General features: G+C 54.6%; 11 protein-coding genes. All 11 read right to left on the reverse strand.

Annotated features, from left to right (window positions below):
* Positions 1 to 8 precede the first annotated feature (8 nt).
* Positions 9 to 923, reverse strand: coding sequence for a LacI family DNA-binding transcriptional regulator (locus tag NNL35_RS25475; RefSeq protein ID WP_006676411.1), 915 nt, complete (start codon positions 921 to 923; stop codon positions 9 to 11).
* A gap of 131 nt (positions 924 to 1,054) precedes the next feature.
* Positions 1,055 to 1,888 (reverse strand): sugar ABC transporter permease, encoded by an 834-nt coding sequence (locus NNL35_RS25480; RefSeq protein WP_006676412.1) that lies wholly within the window; start codon positions 1,886 to 1,888, stop codon positions 1,055 to 1,057.
* A complete protein-coding gene (locus NNL35_RS25485; protein WP_006676413.1) occupies positions 1,889 to 3,205 on the reverse strand; it encodes a sugar ABC transporter permease in 1,317 nt (438 codons plus the stop codon).
* A gap of 49 nt (positions 3,206 to 3,254) precedes the next feature.
* Positions 3,255 to 4,541, reverse strand: coding sequence for a sugar ABC transporter substrate-binding protein (locus tag NNL35_RS25490; protein WP_006676414.1), 1,287 nt, complete (start codon positions 4,539 to 4,541; stop codon positions 3,255 to 3,257).
* A gap of 182 nt (positions 4,542 to 4,723) precedes the next feature.
* Positions 4,724 to 6,148 carry a type I glutamate--ammonia ligase gene (glnA, locus tag NNL35_RS25495; RefSeq protein ID WP_006676415.1) on the reverse strand — a complete coding sequence of 475 codons (1,425 nt, stop codon included), beginning with the start codon at positions 6,146 to 6,148 and terminating at the stop codon, positions 4,724 to 4,726.
* A 1,390-nt stretch (positions 6,149 to 7,538) separates the two neighbouring features.
* Positions 7,539 to 8,600: a 3-deoxy-7-phosphoheptulonate synthase gene (gene aroF / locus NNL35_RS25500; protein WP_006676416.1), complete on the reverse strand. Its 1,062-nt coding sequence runs from the start codon at positions 8,598 to 8,600 to the stop codon at positions 7,539 to 7,541.
* Between the two features lie 220 nt (positions 8,601 to 8,820).
* Complete coding sequence (locus tag NNL35_RS25505) at positions 8,821 to 9,288, reverse strand: DUF2062 domain-containing protein (protein ID WP_238535320.1); 468 nt, start codon at positions 9,286 to 9,288, stop codon at positions 8,821 to 8,823.
* A gap of 51 nt (positions 9,289 to 9,339) precedes the next feature.
* Positions 9,340 to 10,290, reverse strand: a complete 951-nt coding sequence (locus tag NNL35_RS25510; protein ID WP_006676418.1) for a 4-hydroxy-3-methylbut-2-enyl diphosphate reductase — start codon at positions 10,288 to 10,290, stop codon at positions 9,340 to 9,342.
* Positions 10,291 to 10,338: 48 nt separating this feature from the next.
* Positions 10,339 to 11,805 (reverse strand): sensor histidine kinase, encoded by a 1,467-nt coding sequence (locus tag NNL35_RS25515; protein ID WP_006676419.1) that lies wholly within the window; start codon positions 11,803 to 11,805, stop codon positions 10,339 to 10,341.
* A complete protein-coding gene (locus tag NNL35_RS25520; protein WP_006676420.1) occupies positions 11,805 to 12,494 on the reverse strand; it encodes a response regulator transcription factor in 690 nt (229 codons plus the stop codon). The genes NNL35_RS25515 and NNL35_RS25520 overlap by 1 nt, the downstream gene beginning before the upstream one ends.
* Positions 12,495 to 12,655: 161 nt before the next feature.
* Positions 12,656 to 14,299 (reverse strand): S1C family serine protease, encoded by a 1,644-nt coding sequence (locus NNL35_RS25525; protein ID WP_006676421.1) that lies wholly within the window; start codon positions 14,297 to 14,299, stop codon positions 12,656 to 12,658.
* Positions 14,300 to 14,405: the final 106 nt, after the last annotated feature.

Here is a 14,405-nt window from a genome sequence, read left to right on the forward strand (position 1 = left end):
GCATTGATCTACGAGGAGACAGGCAATTTCAGAAACTTCTCCTCGTGTACATATTCCGCATCATGAATAAAGCTGTTCATTACATTGACGAATGACGCGTATTCATCCAAGCCGAATGAGACCCTCGCCGCAGCTTCACCAACAATTTCAGGACAGTGACAGGTGCACCAGGCAATCAGATAGGGATGGACTTGAGCAGCCTCATTAGCCATAAATTCGTTCATGACGATGCCCGGCCGGCCCTTGAACTTCGCCAAAAAGGCCTTCATCCCTTGGCGGTGCTCGTACACATGAATCCGGTCCTCAGGCAGACCCGATGCCTGCTTGATGAAATCCATCCATTGTTCATTGTTGTAGCGATCCATTACGAGAAATTGCGGCGCTTCGCCCAACAGGGCGCGCGATCGCTGAAAGCCCGCTTCCACGTCCGGCATAATTTTGTGAAAAAGCGAATCCTCAATATAACTGTCCACCACAAACACGGGAATACCGAACCCGAAGTATGGCGTGATCGTTGCAAACCGTTCCTGATCCACATTGATCAAAAATACGCCGTCCAAATTCCGTTCCATAATGACCTTGAAAGACGGTGCCGTATCGTCGATCTGCATAAAAATGACGTGATAGCCGAGCGCGCTGCATTGCTGCTCGATTTTGCTTATCGTTTTGGCGTATTTGAAGTCCGACCAAGGGGTTTGACGCTCATCCTTGAAGACTAAAATCCCGATCAAGCCCGTCTTCTTGATTTTTAAAGACTGGGCCGTCCGGTTCGGCACATATTTAAGCTGCTGCGCGACTTTCAACACTTTAACCCGCGTCTCATTCGATATCGATTGCGTCTTGACATCGTTCAAAATATAGGACACAGTAGCAATAGACACACCCGCTGCTTTGGCGATATCTTTAATCGTCGTTTTTTTCATCTTATCCGACCTCGCTTGGCTTTGACTTAAACGTTTAAGCCAATTAAAGCATACCGCCTATAGGGTGTCAAATTTCCCCTTTTCCCCCTTCCACCTACTCTTATTTTATGGCCGCTTTTGATCACGCTATCCTAGCCCTTGTCCGCGCCAGCCGTCATGCCATGAATGAGATACTTTTGGAAGTACATGTACAGGATCGTAATCGGCAGCGCCACCAGCACGGCGCCGGCAGCAAAGGTAGTAAAGCTTGAATTCGTCTCGTTCGCCACCATATTGTACAAGCCTTGCGCCAACGTCATTTTGTCAGATGATCTCAACACGATTTGCGGCAGGATAAAATCCATGAACGGCGTAATGAAGCTGTTCAAGGCGACAAAGGTAATCGCGGGCAGGGACAGCGGCAAAATGATCTTGAACATCGTCTCCACATGACCTGCGCCATCGATGTAGGCCGCTTCCTCCAGACTTTTCGGAATCGTATCGAAATGGCCTTTCATCACCCATGTTCCCATCGAGATGGAGCCGCCGGCATAGATTAGAATGAGGCCCAAGTGCGTATCCAGCAGCTTCGTCTGCATCAGCAGCACGAAGATCGCCATGATGGACAGGAAGCCCGGAAACATTTGCAGGATCAGCAATGTCATCAATCCTTGCCGCCGGCCTTTGAAGCGAAAGCGGGAGAAGGCATAGGCCGTCGCCGCCACCAAAGCCGTTGACAATGCCGCATTGGCAAGCGCGATCGTGAGCGTGTTCGTAAACCACAGCACGAAATCCGTATTCCGTATCAGCTCCGTATAATGCGCAAGCGTGGGCTGGTCAGGAACCATTCGGCTTACCATTAAGGAATTGCCCGGGTTAAGCGAAGTTCCGATAACCCAGATCAAGGGATAGACCGTCGTCAGCAGCAGTACGGCAAACACCGCGTAAATGCCCGCTACGACCAGGTTGTTCAGCAATTTAGACATTTAGACCATATCCTCTTCTTGAGTTATCTTCATCCGCCGATAGTTCCATAGCGAGAATACCGTGATAAAGACGAACATGATGATCGAGACGGCGGAAGCCATATTGAATTGGCTCTGATTCAACGTCATCTTGAATATCCACGAGATTAAAATATCGGTGCTGCCCGCGTAATAATAATCAGGGTGGTTCGGATTGCCGTCCGTAAGCATGTAGATTAGATTGAAGTTATTGAAGTTAAAAGCAAATTGCATGATCAAGATCGGCGCCGTCGCCGCCAACACCAGCGGAAGCGTTAATTTAAAAAACTTCTGCATCCCCGTGGCCCCGTCCACAGAGGCCGCTTCGTACAAATCCCGCGGCATCGTCGTCAATACGCCTGACATCAACGCCATCAGGAACGGGGTGGAGAACCACAAATTCACGAGCAGAATCGTAAACTTGGCCATCATCGGGTCGGACAGCCATGGCACCGGCGCAAAGCCGAGTTTGGTTATCATATCGTTCACCGGACCGAATGAGCCGTTCAGCAGCACTCTGAACACCAGAATCGATATAAATTGCGGAACCGCCCATGGCAAGATGAAGATCGTGCGCCAAAATTTTTTGAATTTCACTTTCGGGTGATTTACCATCAACGCCAATAGGAGCCCGCTAAAAAAGACGGACAGCGTAGACGCCGCAGCCCAGATGACATTCCAGACCGAAATGCCGAAGAAGGTCGTGCGCCATGCCTCTTGCGCAAATAATTCATAAAACGTGCTCAGCCCTGTCCAATCCACCAAATTGCGGTCGGGAATATGATTCGGGGCCGAATAGTTCGTAAAGGCTATCAGCACATTGAACACCAACGGCACCACCGTCACGAACAGCACGAAGCAAATGGACGGCAGCAGAAGCAGATACGGAAAATGCCGAAGCTTCATCTGCTTGACCGATTCGATAAACCCCGGAGCAGGCCTCCCTTCATCCCGCAGCGCGCCATTTTTCTTCGCATCGTAAATATTCAGCACATAGCACCCGGCAAACAAAAGCACGAGCACCAATGTAAACAGCCCTTCAATCAGCAGGAAAATAGAATGATCGCCTTTGATCACTTGTCCGGATACCACCTGCGTAGGCATGTCGCCTAACGTTAGCAGCCCTCTTATTCCCTGATAAGCAATCGGATAATAGGTCCAGAAGAACAACTGGGCCGCGATCATCCATAGCAATCCCTTCATATATTGCTTGTTGTACAGCTGGCCTAATCCGATACACACCGCGGAGAATATAGCCGCTCTCGTCCGATGCCGACGGGCACCTGTTGTCACATCCATAAGGAAGACCGCCTTCGTCGATTTTTTATGCAATGTTCTCAATCCGAGGTTACTTTTTCGCCCGGATCGCCGTGTTGATTTGCTCGACCGCCTTTTTCAAGACCATCTCCGGTTCCTGCTTGTCATTCCAGATTGCAGCCAAGGCCGCGCCTGCCGGCACCCATACATTTCCCATTTCGGGAATGGACGGCATCGGAACGGAATACTTCGTTTGTTCCAGGAATGCCAGCGCATTGGCATCTTGCTTGATGATCGGCTCCTCCATCATGTCTTGCCTCGGCGGCAGCTGCATGGTCATCTCGTAGCGCTTGACGATATGTTGACGCGAGGTCGCATAACTGGCGAACAGCTTGGCGGCTGCCGGGTATTCGGTATAGGAGCTGACATAGAGCGCGCGAATGCCGGACAGGCTTCGCGGATGCTCCCCATTAGGCAGCAGCGGCAACGGAGCCACTCCATAATCCAGGCCCGCGTTGTTGACATCCGTTATGAGCCATGGTCCGCCTATGATGGCAGCCGTTTTCCCCTCGATGAAAAAGCCGGTGATGATATTGTCATTGATATCGTTGCTGTTGATCGGCAGGATGTTTTTCAGCGATTGCAAGAAAGCGGCTCCCGCGACCGACCCGGCATTGCTCAAGCCGATATCGCCTGCATCCTTCCCGCCATCCCCGAAAATATAGCCGCCGTAGCCGGCTAGAAATGAATAGGTTTGGTAGAGCTGGCCGACATTCCACATGAAGGCGTACTGCTTGTTTTTCGGATCGTTATACGTTTGGGCAAACTGAATTAGCTCTTCATAAGTTGCGGGAGCCTGGTTCAACATTTTTTTGTTATAGTACAGCGCATACGTATCGATTGCGGTTGGGAACCCGTAGAGCACCCCGTCATAGCTAACGCCTTCAAGGGCAGAGTCCATGATGTGCTGCTTCACCGGTTCATCGTACACATCATTTTGCAGGACAAGCCCTGCCATGACCGCATTCCCCAAATGATCATGCGGCGCCGAGAACACATCGGCCCCGATCCCCGCCGGCCCGTCCGTCGCCAGCTTCGTAACAGAGTCGATAGCCGGAACCGCTTCGACCGTGACGTTGACCCCATACTCCTTTTCGAAGTCTTCTGCGACCGCTTTCAGAAAATCCAGCTCCGGACCTTTGGATTCCCATACGAGCAATTTGGCGCCCTTCTCCGGCTGCAATCCGGCTTCTCCCGCATGCTGCTGCAACGAGTCCCCTGCCTCGTTAGCCGATTTCGTATTTTGCACGCTGCAAGCCGCAAGCAGTAGAAACACCAGAGCTGACGATAATATCGAAATGAAGAAGCGTCTTGACATTCCATTTCCCTCCCATCCGTTTTAACTTAAACGTTTAAGTTGCTTTCGTAGTCTATGATAGCGCAAGGTTGGCGAAGCCGTCAACAATCATTGCAATTAAGCTTTGCCCAGTCCTCTCCCCGGCATGTGAAAAAAATCCTCCCCATCCAAACTGGATGCGGAGGATCGTTAGAACGATTTGATTAGCAGTCGAAATAAAGGCTGTATTCCTGCGGATGAATGCGTACCGCAACGGATTGGGCTTCTTTTCGCTTGATGCCGACATAGTTGTCGATGAACTCGCGGGTGAATACGCCGCCCTCGAGCAAAAATTCATGGTCTGCCACCAATGCGTCGAGCGCTTCTTCCATCGTAGCCGGAACGCGGCGAATGTCCAGCTTCTCCGCCTCGGACAGTTCATATAGATTCCGGTCATACGGGCCGAAGCCGGCCGCGGCCGGATCGATCTTGCGCTTGATTCCGTCCAGCCCCGCCATCAGCATCGCCGCGAACGCCAGATACGGGTTCGCTGTCGAATCCGGCGTGCGGAACTCGATGCGGCAGCCCTTCGGCGTGACGGCAGCCACCGGGATGCGAATTGCGGCGGAACGGTTGCCTTTGGAGAAGACCAGATTGACCGGGGCTTCGTAGCCGGGAACGAGCCGCTTGAACGAGTTCGTGCTCGGGTTCGTCAAGGCGATGAGCGCAGGTGCGTGATGCAGAATCCCGCCGATATAATGAAGCGCCATCTCGCTCAGATTGGCGTATCCGCCCTTCTCATAGAACAGCGGCGTGTCGCCGTTGAATATCGATTGATGCACATGCATCCCGCTGCCGTTGTCGCCGAACAGCGGCTTCGGCATGAAGGTGGCCACCTTGCCGAACTGCCGTGCCGTATTATGAACGATATATTTATATTTCATCAGATTGTCGGCCGTGGCCGTCAACGTATCGAAGCGGAAGTTAATCTCCCCCTGCCCCGCCGTCGCCACTTCGTGATGATGGCGTTCGACGCGGATGCCGCATTCCTGAAGCAGGCGGCACATCTCGCTGCGGATGTCCTGCTGCGTATCGACCGGCGCGACCGGCACGTATCCGCCCTTCGCCGGAATTTTGCCCCCGAGGTTGCCGCCGGCCTCCTCGCGATTCGTATTCCATGACGCCTCCACCGAGTCGACGTAGAAGGAGGAGCGGTTCATCGTATTTTCGTACCGCACCTCATCGAAGATGAAAAATTCCGACTCCGGAGCGAAGAATGCGGCCGTCCCGACCCCGGATGTTTGCAAATACGCTTCCGCCTTCTGCGCGATGCTGCGCGGATCCCGATCATAGCGTTCGCCATCCGGTGTAAAAATATCGCACATGACGATGAGCGTCGGATGGGCCATGAACGGATCGACGTAGCAGGAGTTCGCGTCCGGCATCATCACCATGTCAGATTCTTCAATTCCGCGGAATCCTTTGATGGAGGAACCGTCGAAAGCAACTCCGTTCGTGAACGTGCTCTCATCCACCTCTGAAGCGGGAAGGGTAATATGATGCGCCCGACCGACCAAATCAACAAAGCGAAAATCTACATACTGGATTTTTTTCTCCTGAATAACCATCAAAGCTGGATTTGTCGACATGATGATTCCTCCCATTTCCGAACAATACACGTTCATCACGCACTCATTGTTCCACTTTCAAAATTAAGTTGTTGTCATTATAATCGCTGCGGAGAAATCTCGTCAATATCTATGTCAGGTATTTTTATGTTTCATGTTAGGTATTCTTACACCAGATGATGGGAAACGGCAGAAAAGCCGCTTTTGCCTACGCTTTCCCCTTGCTCTCCCAAGGGGAGCGAATTGGCCCCTCAGACTAGTAATACTTCCTTGCCTCCGTCCGGTGGGCCTGCCTGTTTATTGGCTGCGGCATGGCCTCTTTGGGCTTGTAAAAGTGCGCCCCATGCCTAGCTTCGTTTTCCTCGTTCGCCATGACCACTTCCTCGGTTTGTAGGGCTCGCTACTTTTCTCTCTTCAATATGGGCATACTTGATTGGCATATCTTGGCTTGCAACTCGCCTCTTCCCCGGCTTCGGCATTGCCACTTCTTGGCTGATAACTCACTATACATGTTCGGCTGCTCCGAATGCTGCAAAAATGCAGGATTTCTAGAACGCCTCATTTCTGACTAAGGCAATCCTGCAAAAGTGCAGCAATTTCGCCCGATTTAACTTCGTTCGGGCCAGAAACGGGAAAATTGATGTAGATTTGCATCAATTTCACTTAATCTACCTGCTAGAGGAATAAAATACTGTAAATTTGCAGCATTCATTGGAATTGGACCGAAAACCGATGCATCACGCGGCCGTAGGCTATCCCACCAGCGCATAGGCAGAAGCAACTTCACGTCATGTCAGCTCGTAGTCCCACATAGGCGGAAGCAACTTCACGTCATGTCAGCCCGTAGTCCCACATAGGCGCACGCTGCTTCACGCTGGTTCACTAGCGACTCATGACATGCGCGTAGCTGGTAAGCCACTAGCGGGGCTATGGCCCTAGCCATGCATTGTCAACCTGACACGCACGAGCCCACTCGATCGAATTTGGCGCATGCGGCTCAACGCTTTGCGAACAGCGGTCCTTAAGCGCATGAAGTTCCGCTCTAGCTCACCAGCCGCGCATAGGTACATGTACCTGCGCGCTTTGTCACTTGCGGCGCAAAGGGGTCCCTTGCCTACTAACGCACAAATCCGCATACCGGTCAACACATAGACACATGCCGGTGCCCACTTACCCACTCACGCGCGCATAGGCGCATGCCTTGCCCACAGCGGCGCATAGGCACACGGCCACAGCCGCTCAGGACCCCTGCCGCATGGCTCCGCCGGGTGCACGCAAGCCGCATGCCGTGCGCACCATCGGCGGTCCGGCGCGCGGCAATCGCCAAGCAAGCAGCCTCGATTGCCGCTGAAGCAAAAAAACAGCCTCTTTCCTCATAGAAAGAGACTGTTCTTCTGCAATTCAAATCGGTTCACTTGACCCATGTCGCGAAATGGGACGGCTCCATTTTCTCCGTATGGAAGGTCTTGCCGCACAGCGGAGCCAGCTGCTCCAGTTCGCGCAGCAGATTGGCGAATTGGTCCGGGAACAGCGACTGCACCCCGTCTCCGGTCATCGAGTTGTCCGGATCGGTATGCATCTCGATAATCAATCCGTCCGCGCCCGCGGCCACTGATGCCTTGGACATCGTCTCCACCAGCTCGCGGCGGCCTGTGCCGTGGCTCGGATCGGAGATGACCGGCAGATGGCTCAACTGCTTCACGACCGGAATGGCGGTCAAGTCGAGCGTGTTGCGCGTATACGTCTCGAAGGTGCGAATGCCGCGCTCGCACAGCATGACATTCGGATTGCCGCCGGCCAATATATATTCGGCCGCATTCAGCCACTCATCATAAGTGGCACTGAATCCGCGCTTGAGCAAGACCGGCTTGCCGCATTCGCCCAGCTTGCGCAGCAGATCGAAGTTCTGCATATTGCGCGTCCCCACCTGGAGAATATCCGCATACTCCGCACAAATATCGACGTATTCCGGCGTCATGACCTCCGTAATCGTCAACAGCCCGTGCTTTCGGCCGGCCTCGGCCATCATGACCAGCCCTTCCACGCCGGTCCCCTGGAAGCTGTACGGGCCTGTCCGCGGCTTGAAGGCCCCTCCGCGCAAGATTTGGCCGCCCGCCGCCTTCACCAGGCGCGCGATCTCGTCAATCTGCGCCGGCGATTCGACGGCGCACGGGCCGCCCATGACGACGAGATTGCCGCCGCCGATTTCTACGCCTTTGATATCGATCACTGTATCTTCCGGATGGAAGTCACGGCTAGCCAGCTTATATGATTTCGTAATTTTAATCACGTTCTCTACGTCCTTCATTTGTCTAAGATGTTCAGCCAGTTGAGGCTCTGCTTTACCGATAATGCCGATGACGGTACGGTCCGTGCCGCGCGAGATATGGGCTTGGTTGCCCGCCTTCTCGATGATGCGCACGAGCTCCGCGACCCGTTCTTCCGGAGTCTGATTCGAGACGATAACGATCATGGGGCTACATCCTTTCTGCTCTGTCGATTCATTGCTTTCTCATTTCAACGCTTATACGCTTTTAAGCTTTTATCTATTAAAGCAACTATATCGAATATTACCACATTCGTCAATTCTTTTTTTCTTCATCTGTAGTCCCCCGCCTCCCATTATGTCCCGGGAAATAGAAGAAAGCCCTTTTCTGCCCGGGCCGTTCGGCCGGCAAGAAAAGGGCTGCTCCTTATCCGTGAGCGTGGCCATGACGGTGGCGGCGCTTCTGCCGGCGCCGCTCCTGCACGGTCAGCAGGATCTGCTTCATTGGAATATACAGCAGAAGCGCCAGCACCACACCGTCAATCATTCCGCCTACAATCAGATTCATGTTGATGGTCAGAAGCCGGTTCATCCAGTCCGGCAGCGCGGCCGCATGAACCGTCCAATGCATGGGCAGAATCCAATGCCCTACCCGCTCATTGACGACAGCGACCGGAATATAGATCAGCTTCCCGAATACGAAGCCGATCAGAGCGGCGGCCAGCCGCCCCCTCATCAGATATACCAACGGGAAGATGAGGAAGAACGCCAGCCCTGCCGTCGGGAGGGTGAACATTTCAACGGCCAGTCCGATACAGAAGCCTCTCGCAACCTGAGCGGCGGCGCCGCGGGTCCGAACCAGCTTCAAGAACTGGTACTTCAACCACCTTTTCACAATATTCCTTCTCTCGAGGAGTGTCGTCGAGCCGTTGATTGTCGCCCCGTGTTATGACTTCGACTTCTCGCGGATGACCGGAAGCAGCTTCTTCATGTTCACGGTGCGCTTCAATTCCCATGTCTCCGGATCGTTCTCGTCATACTGCTCCAAATAAGCGATGACTTCCTTCGTAATCGGCGTCGGCGTTGAAGCGCCGGAGGTCACGCCGACTATCTGTACCCCATCAAGCCATTCCCGCTTCAATTCCGACAGATCGGAGATGCGGAAGGCTCGCACGCCGGCAATCTCCTCCGACACTTGGGCCAGCCGGTTCGAGTTGTTGCTTCGCGGATCGCCCACGACGATGACGAGGTCGCAGCTTTTGGCCTGCTCGGCTACCGCCGCCTGTCTCTCCTGCGTCGCCATGCAGATCTCGTTATGAATCTCCGCCGTCGGGAATCGGGCGATGAGCCGATTCATAATATGCTTGATATCCCACTGGCTCATCGTCGTCTGATTCGTAATGACGAGGCGATCCGTGCCTACCTTGAGATCGGCGATCTCCGCTTCCGTCTCGATGAGATGCACCTTGTCCGGAGCCACGCCGATGGCGCCCTCCGGTTCAGGATGCCCTTTTTTGCCGATATAAATAATCTCGTAGCCTTCGGCCGTCTTCTCTCGAATCAGATCATGCGTGCGCGTGACATCGGGACATGTCGCATCCACGGTGGTCAGCCCCTTCTCCCGCGCCTTCTTCCGCACTTCCGGCGATACGCCGTGCGCCGTAAAGATCACCGTCCCGGAATCGATCTGATCCAGAATATCCAAGCGGTTCGCCCCATCGAGCGTAATAATGCCTTCATCCTCGAACGCATCCGTTACGTGACGGTTATGAACGATCATCCCTAATATATATATCGGACGGGGCAAATCCAGATTGCGCGCCGTCTGTTGTGCCAGCACCATCGCATCCACGACGCCATAGCAATAGCCGCGCGGTGTAATCTTCCTGACTTCCATCGGTACACCTGCCTCCTCTTTATACTGCGCCTGACATCGGCTCCTCTATTATACCGGATAATCTCCGCTTCCGTCGACCGTAGCCAGCGGCAGCCACACGATGAACGACGTTCCTTCGCCCGGCTTCGTGACGACCTCGACCGAACCCCGGTGCTCATCGATAATCCATTTGGCAATCGCCAGCCCCAGTCCGGTGCCCGATGTGACGCCGCGCGACACGTCTGCGCGGTAGAAGCGCTCGAAGATGTACGGCACTTCCTTCTCGTTCATGCCGATCCCCGTATCGTCCACTTTGAGGCCGATCTGATTGTCCTGACGCAGCGCGGTAAGGCGGACCTTGCCTTCCTGGGTATATTTGAACGCATTCTCAATGAAGATGAACAGCATCTGCTGCAAATAATCCTTATTACCGTACACGTACAAATCTTCAAGCACATCGATATTGCCCAGTTCCCATTCGGCCTTGCGCGGCAGGAACTGCGCCCGGCGCACGACCTCCTCGACCATCGGCTTCAGCTCGACGAGCACCTTGCTCATCACATAGCCGGCATCGGCGCGGGCGAGCGACAGCAAATCATTCACGAGATGGCTCATGCGCTGCGACTCGTCCGCGATGTCACGCAACGCTTCCAGCGACATCAGCTCCCGTTCGCTCTGGCTCATCTGATTCGGCTCCTGCTGCTGCATCCACATTTTCTGAAGCAAATCGACATTGCCGCGAATTGTCGTCAACGGCGTCCGCAGCTCATGGGACGCATCGGATACGAACCGGCGCTGGGCCCGATAGGCTTCGTCCAGCTCGTTATAGAACGTCTCCATCCGGCCCAGCATGCTGTTAATCCGGTCGGTGAGCTGACCAACCTCGTCATCGGGAGGACCTTCGCGCGGAATGCGGACGCTCAGGTCGGCCCCCTTCTGAATCCGGTCGGTTGCCCGGATAATATTCTCGATCGGCCGCAGCGATTTCTGCGCCAGGAACAGGCCAAGCGAGAAAGCGAGCACGATCGTCACCATCGACGCGATGATGAGGATGCTCCGCAGCTCTTTGGTGAACAAGGCTTCGCGCCCGGTGAAGGCGAATACCTGGAAGGCGCCCTCAACCTGATCACCTAGCACGATCGCATTTTCATAGACGAGAAATTCATAGCCGTTGACTACGATTTTGCGGTAGCCCTCGTTGATCTGCGACGCCTTCTGCGGCATCGGTATATTGAGACCGAGCTCCGACAGATTCGGCGACATGCGCGGCGTTTTGTTGCGGAAGCTCACAATCTGAATGTACAGCTCGGCATCTTCCAGCCGCTTGACATCGGATTTGGGGACATCGAAGTCGAAGCGATTCTGCAGATCGAGCGTCGGCAGCACCTTCAACTGGTTGACCTGTCCCTGGATGCGGGTCTTGATATGCGCATATGTGTTGTAGTCGACAAAGGTGTAGATGGCGATTCCGAATAATAGCAATGTAAACGCGAGCAGGACGGAATACCATACCGTAAGCCGCAGCCGAATCGACATTAATGATCTCCTCTCAAGACGTACCCCGTTCCCCGAATGGTCTGGATGATACGCTTGCCTCCATGCTCTTCCGTCTTCTGGCGCAGCATGGCGATATACACCTCAAGCACATTCGATTCTCCGCTGTAGTCATAGCCCCATATTTTCTCCATAATGACGTCGCGCGGCAGCACCCGCTTCGGATTCTGCATGAACAGATGGAGCAGCTCGAACTCCTTCGCCGTCAGCTCGATCGGCTTGCCGTCGCGAAGCACCTCGCGGGTATGCAGATCAAGCACGACATCCTCGAACGCCAGGCGGTGCGTCCCGCCATCGGCCTCCGTCCGGCGGCGCAGCAGAGCGCGCACACGGGCCAGCAGCTCCTCCAGCGCGAACGGCTTGACGAGATAATCGTCCGCTCCGAGATCGAGCCCGTGCACCCGGTCCTGCACCTCGTCCTTCGCGGTCAGCATCAGCACCGGCACGCTGCTGCCCGCTTCCCGCAGCCTCCGGCACACCTCCCAGCCGTCCACCTCGGGCATCATCACGTCAAGGATCAGTAAATCAGGCTCGCGAATCATCATCTCGCGCAAGCCCTCGCTGCCATTCGTAGCCGTCCGGACCTCATATCCTTCGAACACCAAGCCACGCCTCAGCATGGACGTAATTTTCTCATCGTCATCCACGACCATAATCGTCGAACGCGTCATCCTACCAGCCCCTCTTCACCCGTAGATTACTATTTCTCTTCCTCGCTGCCATTCACCGCCACAATAGCGAAAAGGAAGCCAAGAACGGCGCAGGCCGTCCTATGCTTCCTCTCCCGCTGCGCCCGGGCCGCAGCCCCCGGATTCGTCATAAGCCGCACGGCTTATGGCTGCTGTTGCTGCGACTCAATCTGCTTGTCGAACTTGTTCCGGTCGCCGAGCTTAATCTTCAATTCCATCTCTTTGCCGTTTCGCACAACCTGCATCGTGACGGTATCGTCAACCTTCTTCTTCTGTATCGCTTCAATCAATTCCTCTTTGGTCGCGTACTTCGTGCCATCCATACCTACAATAATATCATAGGCGCGCAAATCCGCCTCATAAGACGGCGATCCGAACACCACATTGAGCACGAGCGAGCCTTCCACATTTTTGATGCCCATTTCCTGCGCAATATCGCTGGTCATTGTCTGCAGCGTAGCGCCAATGAACGGAATCGGCTCCTTCGGGATTTCACGGTTCGCCTTCAGATCGTCGACGACCTTCTTGATCACATTCGAAGGGATTGCGAATCCAATGCCCTGCGCCTGCTTGCTGACTGCGACGTTCATGCCGATGACTTCGCCCTTCATATTCAAGAGCGGTCCGCCCGAGTTGCCGGGATTGATCGACGCGTCCGTCTGCAGCAAATGCTCGTATTCGCGGGCGCTGCCATTGTCATCGACATTGATCGAGCGCTCGCGGGCGCTCAGCACGCCAGAAGTCACCGTATGGTCGAAGCCGGACGGGTTCCCGATCGCGACGACCTGCTCCCCGACCTGCGCCGCATCGGAATCGCCCAGCGGCACCGTTGGAAAATCGCCTTCGCCCTCAATCTTGATGACCGCCAGGTCCAGATCCTTGCTCTGACCGAGCAGCGTCCCCTTGAGCGGCTTCTTGTAGCCTTCCACCGTAACCTGGATGACTTCCGCCCCGGAGATAACATGCTGGTTCGTCAAAATATAGCCCGACTTATCGAAGATGAAGCCGGTCCCGATGCCAAGCGGCTGCAGCTGCTGGCTCTGGCTCGAGCTGTTGTTCCCGCTGCCGCCGAAAGAATCGCCGAAGAACTGGCGGAAGAACGGATCGTTCATCCAAGGGTTGTTGCCATAGCCGTTCTGCGTGCTAACGCGGGCCAACGTCTCGATTTTGACCACCGCCGGACTCGTCTTCTTCACCACCTCCGGCACGCTGCTGGCGCCGTTCGGGAACGGAACCGGCGTCCCGTTGGTCACGACCGCGCTCTCCGACGGGCTGGCCGTGCTCGCCAGCTCCTGTCTTCCCGTGAACAGATTGGTGGTGTCCGCTGCATACATCAAGCCGGTGATGACCAGCATTCCTGCCAGGAAGGAAGCGAACATCGCGCGGAAAGAAGTTCCCCGCTTCCGCTTCGGCTCGTTGAACTGCCAGTTGCCCTGCGGCGGCTGGGGAGGCATGTTGCCTCCGCCCTCTCCGGAATGGAAGCTGGAGCCGGCTCCTTGACCGGTCGCTCTGGAGAACGGCATCGGCTTGACGGGAGCAGGAGGCGTAACCTCTACTTCACTCACCTTGCCGGATGTCTCCGTCGTTGTTGTGCTGCCTTCGGATTGTTTGACGGACTGATAAGGGCCGTAAGCGAAATAATAAGCGCCGCCATCCTCCGGCTTATGCGCCTTGGCCTCGCCCGCCTGCGGGCCGTCCTGCGCGCTTCGGGTCTCATCCGATGCTGTTGTATAAGAATCCGAATCGGTGTCGGATGTAAAAAATAATTTGCGGCGTTGTTCGTCCATAGTTCTTACCTCCCAATAAGCTGATCTTCACTCGAATCAACAAGCGTTCTGTGGTGTGAATGATATATTTATATATTGTACCATCAACCTTAAACTCAGCTTAAAA

This window comes from Paenibacillus dendritiformis (genome assembly GCF_945605565.1).
In the GTDB taxonomy this organism is placed as follows: Bacteria; Bacillota; Bacilli; order Paenibacillales; family Paenibacillaceae; genus Paenibacillus_B; species Paenibacillus_B dendritiformis_A.